Source organism: Bradyrhizobium sp. MI1.11 (genome assembly GCF_055811255.1).
The window spans coordinates 1-20,036 of the sequence record NZ_JBVVPM010000023.1 but is presented as its reverse complement, the minus strand read 5'-3'; the positions used below and the strand labels follow the sequence as shown (position 1 = coordinate 20,036).

Genomic DNA, 20,036 nt, shown 5'->3' with positions numbered 1-20,036 from the left:
AGTCACGGGCGAGCTGGCTCGATCGGGAGTGAGTCAAGCTCACCACTGCCGCCCAACCATGCTCAACGAGTAGGATGGTCTCGTACTCTTGGGCGGGATGGTCGGAAGCAGTTCGGAGCAAACGAAGACGCTCTGTCGATCATATCGTTCTGTGATGCATCTTCTCCCTGCAGCTCCGTAGGGCAGACATCGCATGACTCGGGCAAGCGACCTTTCTTGGCCGGCGCCCCGGAGCATCAGCGGCATACCTGGGATCCATTACTGTTCTATTCGTATTCGCGAGTTCGGTGGCGAATTGTTTGTGCCGCTCCGGGTGTTACATCGTGCCAGACGCCATGGCCGTGGGCACGCCGATTGCCGACGGGCGTATCGTCCTCACCATGGGCGTTCGCGTTACGACACTGAGGCTCGCGGTCAACAGGTCTCGGCCCAGAGGGCCTGAATCGGCATCCCGTTCACGGCGACTTTCTTCGGCCATCATCACTGCTCCCTTCTCGGCGCCGCGCCCCTCGGCGGTGCGCTGGAACGCGCCCAGGTCGACAAACACGGCGGCCAGTCTCTGCGATCGTTGCGGCGCTGACCTGCTGTTGGTCAATGCTTCGATGTTTTCGTCAGGACACGAGCTTCAGCCCGACAATGCCGGCCACGATCAGTCCGATGCTGGCAAAGCGAAACGCGGCGGCTGGCTCCCCGAACAGGATGATGCCAAGCGCTGCAGTGCCGACTGCACCGATGCCGGTCCAGACCGCATAGGCAGTTCCAATGGGCAGCGTCTTCAGAGCAAGGCCGAGCAGGATCACGCTGCCCGCCATGGCCGCGAGCGTGAGCACGGACGGAACGAGCTTGGTAAAGCCCTCGGTGTATTTGAGGCCAATTGCCCAGGCGACTTCCAGGAGGCCGGCGACCAACAAAATGCTCCAGGCCATGGCGACCCTCCGTTCATGACGGGGTCGTCCCCGCGGCTGATGTGATGATGAGCGGCAAGGCCGTCCTCGCCTGGGCTCCCGATTCGTTTCGATCAGTCAGGGTCAACTGCTCTCAAGGATGAGCATTCCGACCTCAGTGGCTCGGCGAATTCACATGTTCGACAAAGCAGAAAACCGTCCGCGCCGTTCATGCGACTGGCAATCTTGCCAAATGTCGCCCCTTCGAAGAGATCCTTGTGTCTCTCGCGGAGAAGGTTGCCCAGAACGTGGCGTCGCTCAAAATCCATGCAGCAGAAGGTAACGTCGCCGTTTGGCAGAAGAACATTCCGATATTGCCGTTCGTCTGGACATCTCAACGCTCCAAGGATTGGCTGTCGTGCTTCAACCATCCTAAGCTCGCCGCTCGCAGGCCTGCTGCGCGGGGGACGCGAGCGAACGAGCGCTTCGTCAGGTATTATGTCGAGTAGTTCAGGATGCACCTCGCCCATGACTATGAAGAGCAGTGACGAAATGCCGGCATCAACAAGTTGGCGCATCAAATCGACATAGTTGCGTCTGACGAGACCACTGTCCATATGCGTGCCGTCGTCAAAAACGTGCACCAGGAAACCGCGGAACTGCAACGCACGCAAGCGTCTTAGATCCCGCCCATTCATTCCTACGAGGGTTGTGAAAATCCGGATTCCATGGCCACACGCGTAGGCATGCTCAACCATTTCGGTGCAAGCCGGATTGAGCCAAGGCTCCGAATACCCGGAAAAGCTGATGTCCACAGTTGCTGGTACGCGCGCCAGGCATCGCTTGAAATCTTGCAAAGAAAGATGCTTCACGTCGGATATAGCCCTTTGCCGTTCGGCGAACTTGTCCTGCGGGCAATAAGAACATCCGACGACACAGCCCGTTGTCGTGGTTACCTCCAAGACCCTGCCGCCACTAATTGCAGAGCGCAGCTCCTGTGCAGTCATCGATTGTATATTATCCACGTCCGCGCTCCGCCATTGGGAACAAGGAGATCTTGAGGGGGTACCCTCGCGTTGCATCCCTCATGTCGGTTCGCTCATGCATCATCCTCGGTTCGTCGCCCATCACCGCGACACTTCACGGTCGCAAGCCGCGGCCGCGATAGATGAAGACAGCGCCGACGGCTCACTCACCCTAGCGCCCCCAGTCCAGCAGGACCTGGTGGCTGCCGAGTGCACATGCATCGACGGCGTCGATCTAACCTCTCGCTTGTTCCAACAAGCATCACTCATGCCATTGGCGGTATTGTCCATAAGCCGACACATCCGCGATAACTGTCTTCGCAATGGCACCACGGAGGCGCAACTGCGATCGAAAGCGTACAATATGACGCTATGTACGATTCAAGCTCTCTCGAAATGAGTTGAATGGCAGCCTTCCTTGAAATGTGAGGCCGTTGCCGCCGCCCCAACGGCCATGTCATCATCATCGACGTGCATCGGGATCGGCCGAGCGAAGTGCCGACTGGAATGCACTTTGCCGCAGTCACGAGTGCGAATTCTTTACCACCACTTCATGCAGCAAGTCGTGAATTTCAATAGTTGGAAACGCTATACGAGGGAGCGGGCGTCGTCATGCTCTTCGTATGCTCGGGAGGGCGGCTGGATAAATATCCGGGCGCCGGGGCTACGGTCGGACTTGCGAGGCGTCTTCTCGATGATGGGTCCAGAACAGGAGTGGGGCCGCGCTGGCCTTGCGTACGAATGTTCCGCCCTACTGGCTTCCGACTTTTCTAGACCGCTGGAGCAAGTCGGCAGCGCTAGTAGGGCACGGGCGACTTCACCTATATCTAGGGTATCGCCATGAGCAGTTTTCTCGGGCGCGGTTCGCTCATCGTCTTTCACGGGGGATCAGTTCACCGACAACCCCATTGCGGTGTTCATCGGACAAAACTCGAGTGGCACGCGCAAATTTCGCTTCGACTCCGAGCGTCCTGCCGACCTTGATGCGCTTCTCGCTCGGTGTCGCATACGACGACATCCTCAACCGACTTCGATAGCCGCACGCTTGCCGCTTGGTCATGTCCTCGATGCGCCGGCAGCTTAGTGTTTCGTTTACCAATCTCAGGTAAGAAATTGTGCGTTATGTAGGGTATGTGGGCTATGTGCCCCAATTGTGGAGGTCGCTATGACTGCGGACGAGCCATCTTGGAAGATGTTGATCGCCTTCTTGACGGTAATCACGCTCTCCACGGTTTTGCTTCACGCTGGGCACAAGCCGGAGATCGCGATCGTGCCGTGCTTTCTGTTGTCGATGCTGATGCAGGGGCGGCTGACCGAGTGATGGCTTCGACCAAAAAGCCTGCCGATCTCGCAGACAAGAGTCCTTCCGGTCCGGCCGATGTGATGCGCGCCCCCCGCATCCTAATCGTCGATGACGATAAGGCTGATGCAGATCGCATTGGAACGGCGTTAAAAAATCCCCTGACGAAAATTGGGCAGCTTGATTGCAAGATAGAGTGGGTCAACGACGTAGCAAGCGCTCGCCAATATCTCGAGAAAGATGATATCGACTTGTATTTCCTTGACCTTGATATCTCGGAATACTGGGGAAAGCCGACCGACAAGGAAACGGGCAAAGCTTTCGTGAAAGCTGTAATCAACAATACGAATGCTGGCATCATCGTATGTTCTAATCTGCCGATTGACGAGGAGGCGCCACCTCTCATCGAGTATGGAGCAGATGATTACGTCGAAAAATCCTACGGCTTCATGGCAATCGCACCCCGGGCAATGTCGGTCTGGCGAAGAACGCATACCGAGAGGCGTTCCAAGCAATCGCATTCCGGCCGGAGGTTTCGGATCGGGAATTGGACGTTCACGATTGGTGATCGTCAGATTACCGATCGTTTGGGGATCTCCAAGCGGCTTTCGATAACCGAACACATTTTCCTGCGCCATCTCTGTGCGGTGGAGGGTCATGCTATCGATAGCGAAGTCTTCAACATCGAGGTGCTGCGTAGAGAGAAAGGTGATAAGCACGTTCGACTGGACGTCTTCGTGCCAAGGCTTCGCGCCAAGTTGAACAACATGATCGACTTGGTTCCCCAAGGGCGAACGGGGATTTACAAGCTCTTGGACGTTGAAGAAGTGGCCTCCTTCTAGTTTGCTGTGGCGCCTTGAGTGTAGTTTTCAATTTTTGAAGATCCCAATACGGATCGATGAACGGGCACTTGTAGTTGGGTCCGATATATTCCCTCTCGGCGTCATCAAAGAAGATCCGAGCCGCACCATGAGACTCCTCAGGTATGATCAGAAAGCGGCGTCCTCTTGTATAAAGTTTAGGTCGCCGACGTGCCACCACTCTCGTTGCCATTCGAAGAAGTAGGTGGTTTTGCCTGGTGCCTGGCTGGCAGCCGACCACCTCGAGCCCTCGCTTTCGCGAGCGTCAGCCGATTCTTTCCAAATCGGCCAGACACTTTTCGAGTTATCCTTGGCTTCGCTTAAAAGCCTCTTCGTCTCGCCCAGTCGCTTGAAGTCAGGTTTCATCGGGCCGGCACCCACCGCGCTTAAGATGGCAAACAGTCGTGAGATCGCTCGACATATCCTCGAGAACGAAAGCTATATTTTCGAGCGGCACTAGCCCCGAAAAAAAGGTGTTGCATACAGTGTCGTCCTGGCCGGTCGGCCCCTCGAACTGTCATTCGGCCTGCAATATTGGCTCTGACTCACTTTTGATGAAGTTCAAGCGCCGGCTCGTGTTGGTTTCACAAAGGAATCAATATGATGCAGCGAGCCCTACGTCCGTCGGCTCTGGTCCCTCACGGGTTTGACGTGGAAAGCGCCTTTTGTGATGGCGCTACGACCGTGATCACCGTGCGTCCCACGAGCGGGACGAGTCTCTGTCCCGGATGCGGGACCAGTTCTGGGCGGATCCATAGCCGATATCAGCGGCGCCTAACCGATCTGCCGCTTGCGGGGCGGCAGGTTCGCTTGGTGGTCGTGGCGCGCCGCTTCCGCTGCGTTACTGCTCGCTGCGGTCGGCGTATTTTCACCGAGCGCTTCGATGACGGCGCTCTAGCACCGTGGGCGCGGCGAACGACCCGGCTCGATCTGATCGTCCATCACCTTGGCCTCGCCTTGGGTGGCCGCCCAGCGGCGAGTTTTGCCCGTCGACTTATGCTGCCCGTGAGCAACGACACGTTGCTTCGGGTGGTTAGAAGGCGCGGGTGTCCACCCTTTGCTGCGCCGAGCGTTATCGGCATCGACGATTGGGCCTGGCGGCGCAATCAGCGGTATGGAACTATCATCTGCGACCTCGAGCGGCGACGACCGATCACTCTCTTACCCGACAGAGAGCCAGCCACTGCGCAGGCCTGGCTCGCGGGGCAACCACAGATCGCTGTGGTCGCGCGCGACCGCGGCGGCGGTTACGCCCTTGCTGCGGCCAAGGCACTCCCGCACGCCACCCAGGTCGCCGACCGTTGGCACCTCATGGAGAACGCCAGCCACGCCTTTCTGGATGCGGTTCGCAAATCCATGCGCCAGGTCCGCATCGCGGTCGGCTCCGCCACCATAAATCCCAACTTATTGACCGCCGCCGAGCGCATTCAATATGAGGGTTATCTTCGGCGAGAAGACACCAACGCGACAATCCTCAAACAGGCTGAGACGGGCGTCTCCATAAAGGAGATCGTACGGCTCACCGGCCATAGCCGGGGCCTCATCCGCAGGGTATTGCGAGGTCAGCGATCCGACGTGTTCAGGGTGCGCGAGAGCTCGCTCGAGCACTACCTGCCATGGCTCGATGTTCAGTGGGCCGCTGGTCATTGTAATGGCGCCGACCTGTGGCGTTGCCTCAAGGCGCAGGGATTTAGAGGCTCGGTGCGAGTCGTTACCGAATGGGCGACACGCCGTCGGCGTGCCGAAATGCCCGATGCTCAGAGCCTGCAGCGCGTACCGTCCGCGAGAACTATCGCCCGCCTGATGACCAATGGCCGCGATACACTATCAAGGTCAGAGACCGTCACCATTGCGGCGATCGAGCAAGGCGTTCCTCTTCTGGTGGAAGCTCGAGAGATCATAGCCGCTTTCCATGCGATGATCCGCAAGAAGGCTCACATAGAGCTCGAACCATGGTTGGAACGGGCACGCGCAAGCCTCGTCATGTCTTTCGCCAACGGCGTCATCAAGGACAAGGCCGCCGTCAGCGCAGCGATCACAACGTCCTGGTCCAACGGACAGACCGAGGGCCAGATCACCAAGCTTAAACTGGTGAAGCGCCAAATGTACGGACGCGCCAAGCTCGACTTGCTGCAGGCTCGGCTAATCGGTGCCACATGACCAGTGCTGCACCAAAATTGCGTCAGAGCCAAATTTACAGGCCGATTGACAGCTGGTCGGAGTTCGAGACCCTGACGGCACGCTTCCGTCTGCCCGTTCCACGCATCACTCGCACTTGGGCGCAGGCGCGGATATGACGCGGGTTACCCTCGGGAAGAGCCGGGTGCGCCTGCCCGGATCTGTGAGGGCGAAGCCAAATGGCTGAGCTACTCGACCACGACCCGGCAAGATCACCGTTACCACCGGGAAACACCCGCCCGCGGATGCGGTTCAGGCGACCGCGGATTGGGGGAACGGGTATGATCTCGCTAGTATTCGAAGATGTGGTTGGGGAAGCCGTCAAGATGCTGAGGTCGACCGACCGATTCCCTCATCGCCGAAAGATCACCTCCAAGACCTTCGCCGACGCAAGATCCTTCAATCTAATCTCAGGCACGCTGTTCAATTTGGTGCCTGCCAGCGGCGGCTGGACTGTCGGGGATCACAGGCTTGCGCACGAAGCTATCCGCCAAGAACTTCTGTTTCAAAATGCGACCATTCAGATGGTTTGCTGAAATGCGTGAGCAGATGCGTAAGCCAGCACTCAGACGGCGCGTGAATGCTGGCGCCGCAGCGCTAGAAGCCCGCGGGTGCGCACGCCGTCGAGCTCGGCAAGATCGCAGGCAACCCCTGTGAAGGCATTAAGCACCTCTACAACAACGATCGTTCGGAGATCATCTGGACAGACTCTGACGTCGCGCGGATCTGGAAGGCCTGCTCTGCCGAAATCGCCCACGCCGTTGATCTGGCCGGGCATACTGGCTTGCGCCTAGGCGACTTGCTGCGTTTGTCCTGGTCTCATGTTGGCGAGGACGCGATTGTGCTGACGACCGGCAAGACGAGCACACCGCTTCAGCAGGCCCACGAGTTGCTTGTCAGGGATCGGTCTGAAGGCGGGCGATTCGCGTTGTATGTGGGCAACGACCACGTTCAAACTGCCCACGAACTTGTACCACTCGAACAGTATCGGCCTGTAGTCGCCTGTACAATGATTACCGCTTCGTCGGCGAACGAAGGCGGTCTGGGCAGCAGGTCAAACTTCGGTTCGTCGCTCATAAGCACATACTAGCGTAGACATCTCGTCGCGCCCCCTTTCCAAATTTCTACCGATTGTTACATTTCCTCGGGCGAGGCTGGTTGGACCCGCACACATCTAATTTCCGCACAATAAGACAACGCGACCGCCGTTGTCCGCTGCCCTCGCAGCGTCACAGTAATGATGGCCGCACTCATAGTGGTCGTTTGCTGTCAGCGTTCACAGAGCGCGTTGACGCCACGGCCCCCAGCGGCTGACATTGATGAAACCTCAAAGCGCTGCAACAGATGCTGCTCTGCGATAAAAACACCCATTGGTTGTCGCACGATCATCGTTATAGGATAGGCGTGGCTTTTGGGCCGTGGATTTTCCTAGCTTCAGTTGTTGTCGATCCAATTTGTCGAGAAGGATCAAAAAATGCTTCGAGGGCATGCTGTCGTTAAGCCGTTTTCCATAGCAATCTTACTCTCGCTAGTCGCACTTGGCTGCTGGCCGGTTCTCGCCGAGCAACCTCGCCGGTCGGCGGATGCGCCCAAATTGCTTGAACGGCAAAGATTTTTTTTCGGGATTACCCTCTTAAGGCACGAGCCGAAAAATGTGTCTGTGGAGCAAATGAGCCATGATGGGACACAGATTCCTTGGGCGGGCACCGCAAAGACCAATCGAGTAGTTCTGCGAGTAGGCGGCGATCCAGATCCTTCGCCCAATATTTGCCCGCCGAGGGGGATCGTCGAATTCGAAATCAGAGAAGGGCACGAACAGTTTACGTATCAACCCAATATACCGTCTCCCGTAGCAGGATGTCTTCCAAACGATTGCTCTCGACTTGTAGGGGCAACAGCCGTGACCCTGCAGCCCAAGACAGCGTACAAATGGCAAGCTCGTCTCGTGGCTATCTATGACTGGATGGAGTGCACAAACTCCGGTTGCCGCTGCACCGGCGAGGCGAATAGGTGGCCAGGATTTTGGGAAGAGATTGGCCTCCCCGTGCCCGGCTATTTCTCATTCTTTACGCCGTAGGCCCGCCATCTTGTATCGCTCGCCGTTGTGTGCCTTTGGTTCACTTACACTTTCGTTACAGGGACGAGCGCGATCCGCTGCCCCCGCTGTTTCCCAATGCGCGAAATGTGCGGGCTGCGTCGTCGCAACAGGAGCGCCATGTATGCGTTTAGGATTAACTGCAGAGCGCGCGCTTCCGTTTTCGGTACAGGCACGACGTCCTGATGCCGGCGGCACCCGTCACCGATCTTCCGCCCGGCCAGGTCACGCCTGATCATTCCGTCCCGTGGCAAGTCGAGTTGGAGAAGGTCCTCGCGGGCGCGCCAGCGGCTACCGAAGCGGTCGCTGCCTGGGTGCCTCCCGCTATGCCGGCCGGCGCGCGCGCCACAAAGGTGGACGTTAAGGGAAGCGGCTGGGCGCCGTCCTGGTTAGGCGTGCTGCTAATGGCGTTGGGTGTATCGTCTCCGTCTTAAGCTCGAGCCGCGTGCTTCGGAAAGTTGTGCTGTTGCGCTGTTGAGGGGAAGGTAGACTCGGGGGCTGTGTACCAGGCAAAGAAAGGCCCCAGCCCGGGCCGTGCATGAGCTGGTGCGGATCAATGCTCGGGTTCATCTAGCATGGTCTCCAAACGGCTCTTGCTCTGCTGCCCGCTCCAGCCCGCCGTCTTCTGCCGATTGTTCTCGCCCCTACGATTCGAAGCCTATATCGAAGCTTCTCCACCTCTCTAAGCTCGGCGATGAGCGTTTGGAGGCGTGCGTGCAGAACAGCACAGCTGTAGCCCTCGCGAATATTGGTCATTACCTGCCCCGGAATATAATTTGGATTAAAGAGCCACGATAAAACAGGACATTTGAGCAATCGCTAATTCGTGCGCTTAGTGGGCTAGAGCTGTAGCCGCCAGATGCTCCCAGTACTCTGCCTCCGCGAGCAGCTTCCAGCTTCTCTCGGGATCACGCGCGGCGGCTTGTCGGCATAGCAACGCCATCGCGCGAAAGCGGCGCATAGCTTCCATCGCAAAACTCCCTGCTTCTGTTTTCCCCAATCATATTTTTTATCATTGCGGTGGAGTCATCATGATTATCGGACATAACTAAATTTGCCCTTTGATGGCATCCAATTAGGTTCCGTCAGAGCATCAAAACGGAACTACTTTCGCTTCACGCTTCACATCAGTTTCGAATGCCACTTGATGCGGCATTGCCGCGCGGATTTCGCAGCTTGACCTAATCAAGGGTGCAGCAACATGCATGCGAAGCGGTCGAGTGGGCATGCAACGTCGGAATCCGAACCGACGGACCACGAAGGTCTTCTCTACTTCGTTCGTTGCTCAGCACCTGAACCATACTGGCGATCAGCCCGGCGCAAATGCCGGGCTCATTCGTCAAGCTCATTCGGCGGCACACAGCTTGAACGAACGACCAAGTGCGGTCGCTACCCAGGCTTCACGCGGGAGTACATCGTGCGGGAGTATGGCAGCTTCGACGATCCCGAATGGTAGCCAAGTCGGCAGGGTCAGACTGGACTGTCGCCGGGCTTGATTGGAGCGCCGGAAGGATAGTGAGCAGCAGGCCGGCAAGCGGTCTCGAACCGACGTCCGATCTATGGGGTGCTGAAGACGGTGCAAAACGATACGCCGTCCGAGGTCCTGTTGAGCATCAGGCGGGCCCCAAGCATAGGCTTTTCGGGAGGCGAATGCCTCGAGCCGCGTGCTGCGACGTCCTGTTGCGGCAAGAGGGGCAACAGGGCCTACACCAGCGGCATACAAAGACCACAGCCGCTGGGCTGATTCGTGCTGGGGCCAGTCTACTCGCATCCATTGCGGGCGGATGCTCCTCTCTAACATCGGGCGGCACGCCTTCGTTCGATTTAGCTTCCGTTCGGATCGGCGGCCTTCCTCAATCGCAAACGTGGTGCTGCTCGCGGGCGGTGGATGGTGCCGCCTCCGGATCCAGGAACCGCAGTTGCCTCAATAACCGTCGAAGCAGCGCCGTCAGCGCTGGCGGGTTACGACAGCAAACCTGCCCATGCTCCTCAGCCCCGATGGCGCTCAGGACACTCAGCCGACATGGCATGATGCTTCGCGGGAGCACCCGCTTGTTCGGGGCGCTAACCCATCTGAACCAAACGCCCCGGTTTGACCAACAAATATTTTGAATCTGCAATAAACTTCGCGGTTTGTAAGCGCACGTGATAATTTGGAGAGCGCTGGGCCCGAAGCTCTCGACCGAAAGCTGATACGCCGCGATGCGCGGCTTATTTGGGGCGCTGCTCAGCTGCCGGGCCGCCTGAGTGGAGTTGCTCATGAGTACTGAGCGGAATCCCGACCCTGTGATCCTGTTGTTCGCGATTGCCGTGATAGTCGCGGCATTCGTCACGACGTTTGAGCGGGTTGGGAGCACCACAGCTGGTGGCGAGGCTCCCTCCGGGACCACGGGGCTGGGCAAGCCTCGCACGCCTCTTGAGCGAGCACCAGACCCATCAGTAGGGAAGTAACCGCCACACCGGTGCCGGCGCGTGTGCCCGTTCTTGTATTGCAGCATCGCCCCCGCAGCCTTGTCAATCGACTGAACCTTCGAACGGAGCTGACTCGAAACACAAGGCGAAAGGAACGCGCAGCGACAACCCCTCTGGTGTCTGGGACCTTCCAAGTTCACGCTACCGTCTTTTGGGGCTTGTATGGTCCTACCTCCGATTGCATACTCTTCCCGTTGCGGCCTGCATATTGTTTCAATAGTCATTGTTCGAGGCAGTAATGAGTAATCGAGGTCAGGTTTACAACTATTCGGCTATTCTGCGTGAACGGGTCGAGGAGCTCATCGCACTATTCGGGCAACTGCAGACGCTCAGGCGTCGCCTGCAAGCCGCTAACGCGAGAAGGTTTGGTCGGCGTATCCCGAAGGCCGCGCGGAGAAGGAGAGTTCTTCGGATAGCTATCTTTCAATGCAACAATCGCGCGTCCCCGCGTCGACATTGATACGAAGCCGCGTCCAGGCCGCTTCAAAACACCTGCATCTGCAGCCATTATCTGCAACACCGAAGCATTGGAGCAACAGTTTCCCGGCGCTTTGACCAGTGCGCGATTCTTAATTTGCGTCGTGTGCGCGACTCAGACTGCTCTCCGTGGGAAGCAGAAGTGGTTGAGAAAGCGCGGCGCGATCGACGCCAGCAGCTCCATCATGCTTTCGCAGAGAGAAGCAAGCTGGAGTATGCAGATTGGCGCCGAGCGCCGCAAAAAACCGAGCTCAAGTCGGAATGAAGCTGAGGTGGACGCGCAGCTGAGCCCAAGCGAAGCTCCGCGGACCAGAAAGATAGCGGTTCAAGTTTCAGACAGCATTTTGCTGACCGCCCGGGGATGCGCGAGAGCGTCGTCGTCCAGGCGGCTCTTGAGCGCTTCCTGGATCGGGCCGCCTACGGATGCTTTTGTTTACGCGGCCATCGATCGGAATGAGCAGGTGCTCAACTTCTGCATTTCGGGTGGGCTTTCCTCGTCCAGTACGGGACGGGGTGAATTCTCGAGCAATGGCCGGCAAAGGAAGGACACTATCTCTCAATCCCCCTTGGCTCAAAAAGTTATTGGAAATTTCAGATCGCACTCAAGCGCAAGTCGACGGGCCAAAGCAGGTCAGTTCACGTCGTGATCCCGAGCGCCGAAATGGTCATCCTGGAAGCCGATCAGGACGTGGAGTGGTGAACTCGACCTTGCGCTACCTGACTTCCCGCCTCGTCGGTCAACAGGCGCGTCAAGAACCTCCGACCGACTGATTGCCTGAGAAGCTCCAAGCAGCTGGTCGGATATGCGACATGCGTCGCAAGCTCGACAGGAATGATACAAAAAATGCGTAATTTCAATGAGCGCTGGCTGGCATGCGACTTGCTATTTTCTCCGCAGAGCCAGGTAAAGCGAATTTGAGCAATGACCAGTCTGACTGAGAGCGCAAGTCAAGTCGGTGCGGCGAACCTGCTGAGCGTCGGTTCGCGGGCCCCCTCGATCAAAGTGGAGAACTGGCTACGCGGCCAGCCCGTTAGAAAGTTCGAACGTGGGAAAGTATATATCCTCAAATTTTGGGCGACGTGGTGCGGACCATGTATCGCCTCGATGCCAAATCTGGTGGTCCTGCAAGACAAATACAGGAACAACGGAGTTGAGGTGGTGGGCATCGCGGCTCACGAACAAGCTTCGACGGAAAATGAAGCGCGAGCCAGCTTGGACGCCTGGTTGACAAAAAGCTTGTCAAATCTGAACTATGCGATCGCATTCGACTACGCCGGCGAAATGAACAAGCTTTGGCTGGATCCAAGCTTTTCTGTCGGGATTCCCACGTCATTCGTCGTCGCGACCAACCTTGAGGAAACATTCGCCATAAAGAACTTATGGTGGTGCGGCCTCGCCTGCGTTCACCGGCTCGCGGCTCCTGTCCTCACTTCATGTGAATGCCCGGACATTCCCAAGAGGCTTCGATTTCGATCGCAAAACCACGAGGCCGAAAAGACATGCCAAGCAGCATTGCTCACGCTGCCTCACTTGGCGATCTCGATTCCGGTTTTTCGAGAGCCGTGTTTTGCGGGGCTGAACAGCACTCCTCGTAAGAGAGCTTCTCACTCCTGTAGCTCGCCAAAGCCTGGAGAGAGCACTGCACGACGTCCCGTTTCGCTAGATCCGAGGCAGGCGCTGCATCCAGCCATCTCAGCGCCACCTCGACCAATTCGATCGCGCGGTCCCTCTTACCGGTCTCGTAATAGTACTGAGCGACCGCCCCGTACGACAGGAACTTCGCGCCGTCGCTGCCTCGGGGCGGATTCGCAGCCACGATGTGTTCGGAGAGCTCCTTGCCCATGGCAAAGCGCTCCGCATGTGGAAAATCGGAGTAGTCTTTCGCGGGGTCGAACAGTTGGCGGATCGCGACGCTCATCCAAACCACGGACTTCTTCTCGATCGCGTCGCGAACTAATTGGCGCAACACCGGCAGGCCAGCCCCCAGGTCGCGTATCTTGTGAAGCAACAATTCCGCGTGAAGCCCACGGAAGGTGACCTCGTCCGGCATCGCCGCGAGGGCCTCCTCGATAGCTGAAAGGGCTGTCGACCAATCCTTTCTCTTCATGGCGGGCTCAAGTCTGGCAAAGATCGGCTCCACCAGAGCTCTCTTCTGCGATAGTTCACGCTTTCTGCGTCGGCCCGTGTTTATCCTTTCCGCATCCAGCGCTTTGGCTTCGTCGCTCATTGCCCAGGATCCGTTCAGAACTTTGGGCAAGGCATAATCGAGCTGCGTCGGATGGCCAATAAAGGCGATGTGGCCGTCACGGTCCCTCCGACGCGATAGCGGCGAGAGTGCCTGCTGAAGTGAAGATGGTCGGCGGCTGCTAAGATTGACGTCCTAGAAGATGCTGGATGGCATCTTCGAACAACTAAAAAGATAGAAATGGGTGGTGACGCTGATGCTTTCCAGCTCTCAAGGAAGCTTTCTCAACTTTCTATCGCTGCTGTTGGAAGCGGTTCAGAACTTCGTTCCGCTTGGACGGCAAGCCGATTCGGGAGAGGCGCCAGTCCGTGGCTCCGGACTGTGCTGTTCGGAGCCGTCAGATTCCCCTGCGCCCGCCGGTGAAGGAACACTGAGCGAAGCTGTACCTTCAATGAGCCTCTTTGCGAGCACGGCGCCGGGTCGAGCATGATGTACAATCAGCGCCAGCGCCGCTCTGCCAAAGCCGCCGCCCTGTTCCGGAAATCTGGGTCCTGGTACAAAGTGCTTTACGTCCAGGTACTCATAGCGATCCTGATTGGCATTCTCGTTGGCTGGCTATGGCCCGCTGTGGGGACGAGTAGCTGGATCAAAGCGCTTGGTGATGGGTTTATCAAGCTGATCAAGATGGTGATCGCGCCGATCATCTTCTGCACTGTTGTCTCCGGAATTTCGCATGTTCAGGATGCACGAAAGGTCGGCCGAGTCGGCGTCAAAGCTCTACTTTACTTCGAGATCGTATCAACCTTCGCGCTCATCCTGGGTCTTGTGATGGGCAATCTCGCTCAGGTCGGTCATGGGCTCGCTCCCAAGGGGGATGCCGCGGCCGTAGCCAACTACGTCAAGACGGCGGAAGCGCAGAAGACGGTCGAGTTCCTCCTCAATATCATTCCGGATAGTGTAGTTGGCGCCTTGGCCCGAGGTGACGTGCTCCAAGTGCTACTGTTTGCCATCCTATTCGGGTTCTCGCTCATGGCGCTGGGGGAGGGGGGGGAGCGGATGCGCGGTCTGGTTGACGATGCTGCGCAAGCGGTGTTTGGAGTCATTAGGATCGTAATGAAGGCAGCGCCAATCGGGGCGTTCGGCGCCATGGCCTACACTATCGGCGAATTCGGACCGTCCGCGCTCGGTAAACTCCTCGGATTGGTTGCCCTGTTTTATGTGACAGCCGGGCTCTTTGTGATCATTGTGCTTGGCCTGATCGCGCGCTTGGTAGGCTTTTCTATTCTAAAGTTCATCGGGTATATCAAGGATGAGCTGCTGATCGTGCTCGGAACATCGTCGTCCGAAAGCGCGCTGCCGCAGTTGATGGAAAAACTGGAACGGCTCGGCTGTTCGAAGGCGGTCGTTGGCCTAGTGGTGCCGACAGGATACTCTTTCAATTTGGATGGGACGAACATTTACATGACGTTGGCGACTTTGTTCATCGCGCAAGCGCTCGGGGTCGATCTCAATTTCGGCCAGCAGCTCACGATACTCATTGTGGCGATGCTCACCTCGAAAGGCGCAAGCGGTGTTACCGGTGCCGGCTTTGTCACCCTGGCCGCGACCTTGACTGTGGTCAGTCCTGAACTTGTCCCTGGCATTGCGATCGTATTCTCGATCGATAAGTTCATGAGCGAGGTGCGTGCGCTTACCAACATCATCGGGAACGGTATTGCCGCGGTGTTTGTGTCCTGGTGGGAAGGCGAACTCGATAATATTTCGCTACACGCGCAGTTAAATAAATGTGCGAGCTCAGCCTAGATCGCTGACGAATGCCGCGGGCCAACAAAGCCGTACCGTTCAATCCTGACTGGTAGCAGGCGACCATCCGGTGGAGACATTCGTTTTATTCGAAAGTGCCACACAGACCAATGGTTCCGCTTAAGCGTTCGATTTCGAAAGCGAGCCGGCTCGACCGTTCCCTTATAAGCATCATTTAGATCACGCATGATCTAGGCGTAGTAGCCAGGATCGCCCGATCGGGTGATGGTCATGCATGGCGAACCCATCGTAGACCAAAACCCGAGGATCAGGCAGCGGGAGAACCCTGTGGCGAAGGTCACAGTCCATCAGTTTACGAACTGCGACATCGGGCCTTCGCCGTTCCGAGACGAGCATGAGGCCATCATGCAGGTGATTGCGGAGGGTGACCGCGATACGGCAGCGCGGCGGATGCGCGCCCATATGCTGAACGCGGCTGCGGCACTCAGGCGCTATATCGATGATCGCTTTGGTAAACAGTACAGCGGCGATGCGCCTGAGAACATTTGACAAGTTACGGCAGGAGCTGGAGCATTTTGCGGCCAACAAAGAGCTCATTAGGAACTTAGCTTGGATCGCCAAAGCGGAATTGGAGCGCCCTCTCTCTTGAATAGGAGGCTGGTGGTTCGAGCCCACCCCACTCTCCAAGACGCCGAGCTTGGGGCGGACGCGGCCTGCGGAGGGATTCAAGGACTGCTGCCGAGGCGGCGCGCGAGCAACGCCGGTCATCAAATGATGAGCTGCTGCGAACCCTGATCTTATCGAGGACGCCGCAAACGGAGCCGCGGCATTCAGAGTTAAGCGTGCGCCGATCCGGCTGAACGCCTGATCAACAAATCGAAAACGGGATCGATAGTCGACCATTCGGACTGCGATCGCCATTGGGCACGATGCGACCCTTGACCAGCGGTCGGCCTGTGGAACCTGAGGAATCGTTATCCTTGGACGGGTGCTCACGAGAATGGAAGAAACCGCTCTTCGACCTTCGGGCGCCGGGAATTCAGGGCAAACCCCGACCCGATAGCTAAAAACAGCCGGATCAACCGCACAGCGACTTGGAAGTGGTTGCTTTGGGCAGTGCATCGCTGGCAGAATGGCCTTGTTGTTTTGGTGTGGGTTGCGGTTGTGAATTTCCAAGCGTCCATAATGAAGGTGCTTGCCAGCTGCCCGAACGGGTTGGCTAGGCTTCCGGACATTAAGCGCGACCTCGCATTTCTCGCGACCTGCGGCTCGGATTGGGCGGAGTATAGCAAGCGCCTTGGTGCCGCGTTTCCTTCGCTGGACATCTTCTCGCTCGGTTTCGTGCAGCGATATTCGTTCGGCTGGCGGTTGACGGCGAAGGGTGCGATTGCGCTTGAGATCATGGAAGAGAGCGCCAGAGCCACGGTGCGGGGTATCGAATCGACGGGGGAAGCGACCGCGCCGGACTCCGTCCGAGTAGATCCATCACTATCAGACATAGCGGAAGTTGGCGGGCAGAGCGAGCAACCGGCGTCACCGGCGGATCGGCGCGCCCGGTTTACCGTGGTCGAGGGTGGCCAAAGCAAGGCCGCGTAGCAGCTCCTGTCGGTCCGCAACGTGCGCTTTACACGCTGCTTTCGAGCACAATGGAGCGGCCCGCAATTTCCGCAACGACTTGGAAATGCGCTTCGGTGGTGCGAGCTCAGCGTCGTCCGAAAGCCAATCGCAGCGAGCAGCGCGCGGTTTTTGTTGAGGGGCGGACGAGGCTTTCACAACCGCTTGGCCGCTAACATTTCTTTGATTCCGCCTTTCCCACTGCATAGACCTTGACCTACACCGTAAATGGCTATCTTGAATTTGGATGCAGGATGTTACAACGGCTGTTCGCTCACGTACGCGGGCTCTGCTGCGTTCTGCATTCACGCAGAGCCTTCCCCAAGAAATGGAGTTCAAATGGGAGGATTCTGGAGCCCACGTTCACGAAAAGCCAGCAAAAATTCAAACTACCGCTCTGGAAAAGGCCAGACGGCGGCCTTCACCGGCTTTCAATTACCCACATTTAGTCGAACGGGCTGAGGGAGCGCACAAACCATTGCATCGCAGGAATCGGCCGTGATTCCTTGTCTGGCACCGATTCGCAGGGGGCGGTGCCAATGGACGAAGAAGCCGATGCATGGTTTGATCGCGAGCTCGCTGGCTGCAGCCTTGCCGACGAGCGCCTGAACAAGCGGCTCCGCAAACTGGTAGCGCAGATCGGGAGCGCCATGGGCGAAAGTATTCCGCTGGTGTGCCAGGACTGGGCCAACACCAAGGCTGCGTATCGTTTTTTCTCCAACGACCGGGTCAGCGAAGCGGACATTCTGGCTGGCCACTTTCAATCGACGCATGAGCGCTCGATTGCCGCCGGCGGTCCGGTTCTGGTGCTCCATGATACGACCGAGTTCAGCTATCAAAGAGAGAACTCAGACGCGATCGGAATCACGAAGAGCATAAACAGCGGCCGGGACAAGGCGGGCCGCCTGAGATCGCACACGGTTTGCGGCATCCTGATGCACTCGAACCTGGCGGTGACGACTGAAGGGCTGCCGCTTGGACTGAGCGCCGTCAAAGTCTGGACCCGGAAGAAATTCAAAGGGACCGCCGCGCTCAAGAAGAAGATTAATCCGACGCGCGTTCCCATCGAGAAGAAGGAGAGCATTCGCTGGCTGGACAATGTCCGGCAATCCACGGAGCTGTTGGGCGATCCGGGACGATGCGTCCATGTCGGTGATCGCGAGAGCGATATCTATGAGCTATTCTGCGCGGCTCGAGAAGCTGGAACGCATTTCGTGATCAGGACTTGCGTTGATCGTTTGGCTGGGGATGGAGATCACACGATCGCTGACGAAATGGACGAAGTCGCCGTCAAAGGACGGCATCGCATCCACGTCAGAGACAACAACGGCGATCCTGATGAAGCCGTCCTCGAGATCAGATATCGCAAGATTCGCGTCCTGCCGCCGATCGGAAAACAGAAGCGCTATCCCGCGTTGACCTTAACGGTAATCCACGCCGAAGAGCGCGTGGCGCCGAAGAAGAGAAAGAAAATTGAGTGGAAGCTGATCCAGATCTACCTGTTAGCTCCCGCACCGACGCCATTGAGAAGCTCGAATGGTATGCTTTGAGATGGAAGATAGAGGTGTTTCACAAGATACTCAAATCAGGCTGCAAAGCTGAGGAGTCAAAGCTTTGGACCGCCCAGCGTCTAACTAATCTGATCTCGCTTTTTTGCATCCTGAGTTGGCGGGTCTTCTGGATGACGATGCTCAACCGTTCCGCCCCAGATGCACCGCCAACCCTCGTATTGACCGCGACTGAAATCGGCGTGCTCGATCGCCTCGTGAACGACAGACCAAAAGCAAGACGGAAAACGCTGTCGCACTATCTGATCAAGGTCGCCCGGCTCGGCGGTTATCTCGCCCGCGCCAGCGATCCGCCCCCTGGCAACACGGTCATGTGGCGCGGGCTGTCGCGCCTCACCGACATCGCGTTAGGCGCCTTGGTCGGAGGAGAATTTGTGGGTAATTGAAAGCTTCACCGGACGGATACGGAGCAAAGGTGGGCAGCCTCAGTCTTCGAGGACGGGCTGGCCATTATCGCTTGCGGCGCCACCTGGCAGGCCCAACGGAATGCACACGTTCGAGCGACATATCACCTCACTGCGGTCGCAGGCGCTTGCGGTGCTTGCAGCCAATCAGGCCCGGGCGGCCGATCAGTCTTTGAGCCTGGCAGATCGGAAAAGTCGCGACGTTTAATGCTGAGGAGGCCCAGGCGGTACTACACATCCTCGATTGCGTGAAGCTGGACCCCGGGCCTCAGGAGGCACGGAAGATCGCAGCGCGCATACGCGCGCTTCTAGAGGACCCACGTAGGAGCCAACCGGCTCGAGTGGCGTGCCTGTAGGGTTTACTTGGAGCACGACGAGTCCGTTTCTTGCGTGATGGATTCATTGCGCAGTCCCATTTTCACGCGTGAACGGAGCAAATTCTGAAGTGGGCGCGCGGCAACCGCGATGGCTTGATGAGGGCCGTCATCATTGACGCCAAGGTGACCTGCCACTGAACTTTCGGTCAGCGGCAGTCAGAGTCTCGGGGTTTTGTACGCCAAGTGGCGCGGGTTGAGCAACGGACGATCGGCGGAGCTGGTCCGGGTTGCGCAGCCGATGATCCGTTGCGGTGAGGTGGGCGGCGTAGGCCGCGGAGGTCAGGTATATCAGCGACGAGTGGGGAGGCTGGAGATTGTAGTCGGCGACCCAATTGGCAATCTTGGTGCGGGCGTCGTCGACAAGAACAGGGGCTCGTTGAGCAACTCGTCACGCATCCGCCCCCGGCGAACGTTTCAGCGAAGCCGTTCTGCATCAGCTTTCGGGGAGTAATGAAGTGCCAGTCGATGGCCGCGTCCTTGCTCCAAGCAAGCATGGCGTTGTGAACTCGGTGCCATGGTCGGACACGATCATTCTGGCTTCCGTCGTGGGATTGACGTGCCCCCGCCAAATTAGGCCAGTTTGAACTGGAATTTTCCACTTATGATCCCCTGAGGGGGAGAGGAGAATTCCATGAAGGCATCGAAGTTTTCAGAGGCGCAGATTGCATTCGTGCTGAAGCAGGCTGAAGACGGCTCGGCGGTGGCCGAGGTCTGCCGCAAGGCCGGGATCAGCGAGGCAACCTTCTACAACTGGCGGAAGAAGTATGCAGGCTTGATGCCCTCGGAGATGAAGCGGCTGCGTCAGCTTGAGGAAGAGAACGGGAAGCTGAAG

The 20,036-nt window shown here is 57.7% G+C and carries 12 protein-coding genes and 4 pseudogenes; 11 read left to right on the top strand and 5 right to left on the bottom strand.

The annotated features are described in order from the left end of the window. Positions 1 to 611: 611 nt before the first annotated feature. Positions 612 to 926: a quaternary ammonium compound efflux SMR transporter SugE gene (gene sugE, locus AC0L30_RS22470; protein ID WP_148744154.1), complete on the bottom strand. Its 315-nt coding sequence runs from the start codon at positions 924 to 926 to the stop codon at positions 612 to 614. 92 nt (positions 927 to 1,018) lie between these two features. Beyond that, on the bottom strand, positions 1,019 to 1,891 hold the full coding sequence (locus AC0L30_RS22465) for a radical SAM/SPASM domain-containing protein (protein ID WP_473304832.1): 873 nt from the start codon (positions 1,889 to 1,891) through the stop codon (positions 1,019 to 1,021). A gap of 1,203 nt (positions 1,892 to 3,094) precedes the next feature. Between AC0L30_RS22465 and AC0L30_RS22460 the strand changes: the two genes are divergently transcribed. Continuing rightward, complete coding sequence (locus AC0L30_RS22460; protein ID WP_473304830.1) at positions 3,095 to 4,051, top strand: response regulator; 957 nt, start codon at positions 3,095 to 3,097, stop codon at positions 4,049 to 4,051. 147 nt (positions 4,052 to 4,198) lie between these two features. On the opposite strand, the gene AC0L30_RS22455 is transcribed toward AC0L30_RS22460, so the two are convergent. After that, positions 4,199 to 4,435 carry a hypothetical protein gene (locus AC0L30_RS22455; protein WP_473405242.1) on the bottom strand — a complete coding sequence of 79 codons (237 nt, stop codon included), beginning with the start codon at positions 4,433 to 4,435 and terminating at the stop codon, positions 4,199 to 4,201. Between the two features lie 237 nt (positions 4,436 to 4,672). Between AC0L30_RS22455 and AC0L30_RS22450 the strand changes: the two genes are divergently transcribed. From AC0L30_RS22450 to AC0L30_RS22435, 4 genes and pseudogenes are all read left to right on the top strand, one after another. Next, the gene (locus AC0L30_RS22450; protein WP_473358237.1) at positions 4,673 to 6,229 is read left to right on the top strand and encodes an ISL3 family transposase; all 1,557 of its coding nucleotides are present in this window, start codon (positions 4,673 to 4,675) and stop codon (positions 6,227 to 6,229) included. A gap of 299 nt (positions 6,230 to 6,528) precedes the next feature. Beyond that, complete coding sequence (locus AC0L30_RS22445) at positions 6,529 to 6,783, top strand: hypothetical protein (protein WP_473309152.1); 255 nt, start codon at positions 6,529 to 6,531, stop codon at positions 6,781 to 6,783. 77 nt (positions 6,784 to 6,860) lie between these two features. Continuing rightward, positions 6,861 to 7,109, top strand: a pseudogene (locus AC0L30_RS22440) (tyrosine-type recombinase/integrase); the annotation flags it as partial. A gap of 5,104 nt (positions 7,110 to 12,213) precedes the next feature. Next, positions 12,214 to 12,633: pseudogene (locus tag AC0L30_RS22435) on the top strand (TlpA disulfide reductase family protein); the annotation flags it as partial. A gap of 175 nt (positions 12,634 to 12,808) precedes the next feature. Here AC0L30_RS22435 and AC0L30_RS22430 read toward each other — a convergent pair. Further along, a complete protein-coding gene (locus tag AC0L30_RS22430; protein WP_473309154.1) occupies positions 12,809 to 13,519 on the bottom strand; it encodes a hypothetical protein in 711 nt (236 codons plus the stop codon). A gap of 447 nt (positions 13,520 to 13,966) precedes the next feature. Here AC0L30_RS22430 and dctA point away from each other — a divergent pair, with 447 nt between their 5' ends. The 5 genes and pseudogenes from dctA to AC0L30_RS22405 all read left to right on the top strand — a co-directional run bounded on the left by dctA (position 13,967) and on the right by AC0L30_RS22405 (position 18,809). Further along, positions 13,967 to 15,280 carry a C4-dicarboxylate transporter DctA gene (gene dctA, locus AC0L30_RS22425; protein WP_473309153.1) on the top strand — a complete coding sequence of 438 codons (1,314 nt, stop codon included), beginning with the start codon at positions 13,967 to 13,969 and terminating at the stop codon, positions 15,278 to 15,280. A 342-nt stretch (positions 15,281 to 15,622) separates the two neighbouring features. Further along, positions 15,623 to 15,790, top strand: a pseudogene (locus tag AC0L30_RS22420) (GntR family transcriptional regulator); the annotation flags it as partial. Positions 15,791 to 16,426: 636 nt separating this feature from the next. Continuing rightward, a complete protein-coding gene (locus AC0L30_RS22415; RefSeq protein ID WP_473309151.1) occupies positions 16,427 to 16,837 on the top strand; it encodes a hypothetical protein in 411 nt (136 codons plus the stop codon). Between the two features lie 557 nt (positions 16,838 to 17,394). Then, positions 17,395 to 18,405 (top strand): IS4 family transposase, encoded by a 1,011-nt coding sequence (locus AC0L30_RS22410; protein WP_473309150.1) that lies wholly within the window; start codon positions 17,395 to 17,397, stop codon positions 18,403 to 18,405. A 14-nt stretch (positions 18,406 to 18,419) separates the two neighbouring features. Further along, complete coding sequence (locus AC0L30_RS22405; protein ID WP_473309149.1) at positions 18,420 to 18,809, top strand: IS4 family transposase; 390 nt, start codon at positions 18,420 to 18,422, stop codon at positions 18,807 to 18,809. 504 nt (positions 18,810 to 19,313) lie between these two features. Here AC0L30_RS22405 and AC0L30_RS22400 read toward each other — a convergent pair. Then, positions 19,314 to 19,736 (bottom strand): annotated as a pseudogene (locus tag AC0L30_RS22400) (integrase core domain-containing protein); the annotation flags it as partial. Between the two features lie 99 nt (positions 19,737 to 19,835). On the opposite strand from AC0L30_RS22400, the gene AC0L30_RS22395 reads away from it, so the two are divergent. Further along, on the top strand, positions 19,836 to 20,036 hold a 201-nt coding region (locus AC0L30_RS22395; protein WP_473405241.1), incomplete at its 3' end, for a transposase.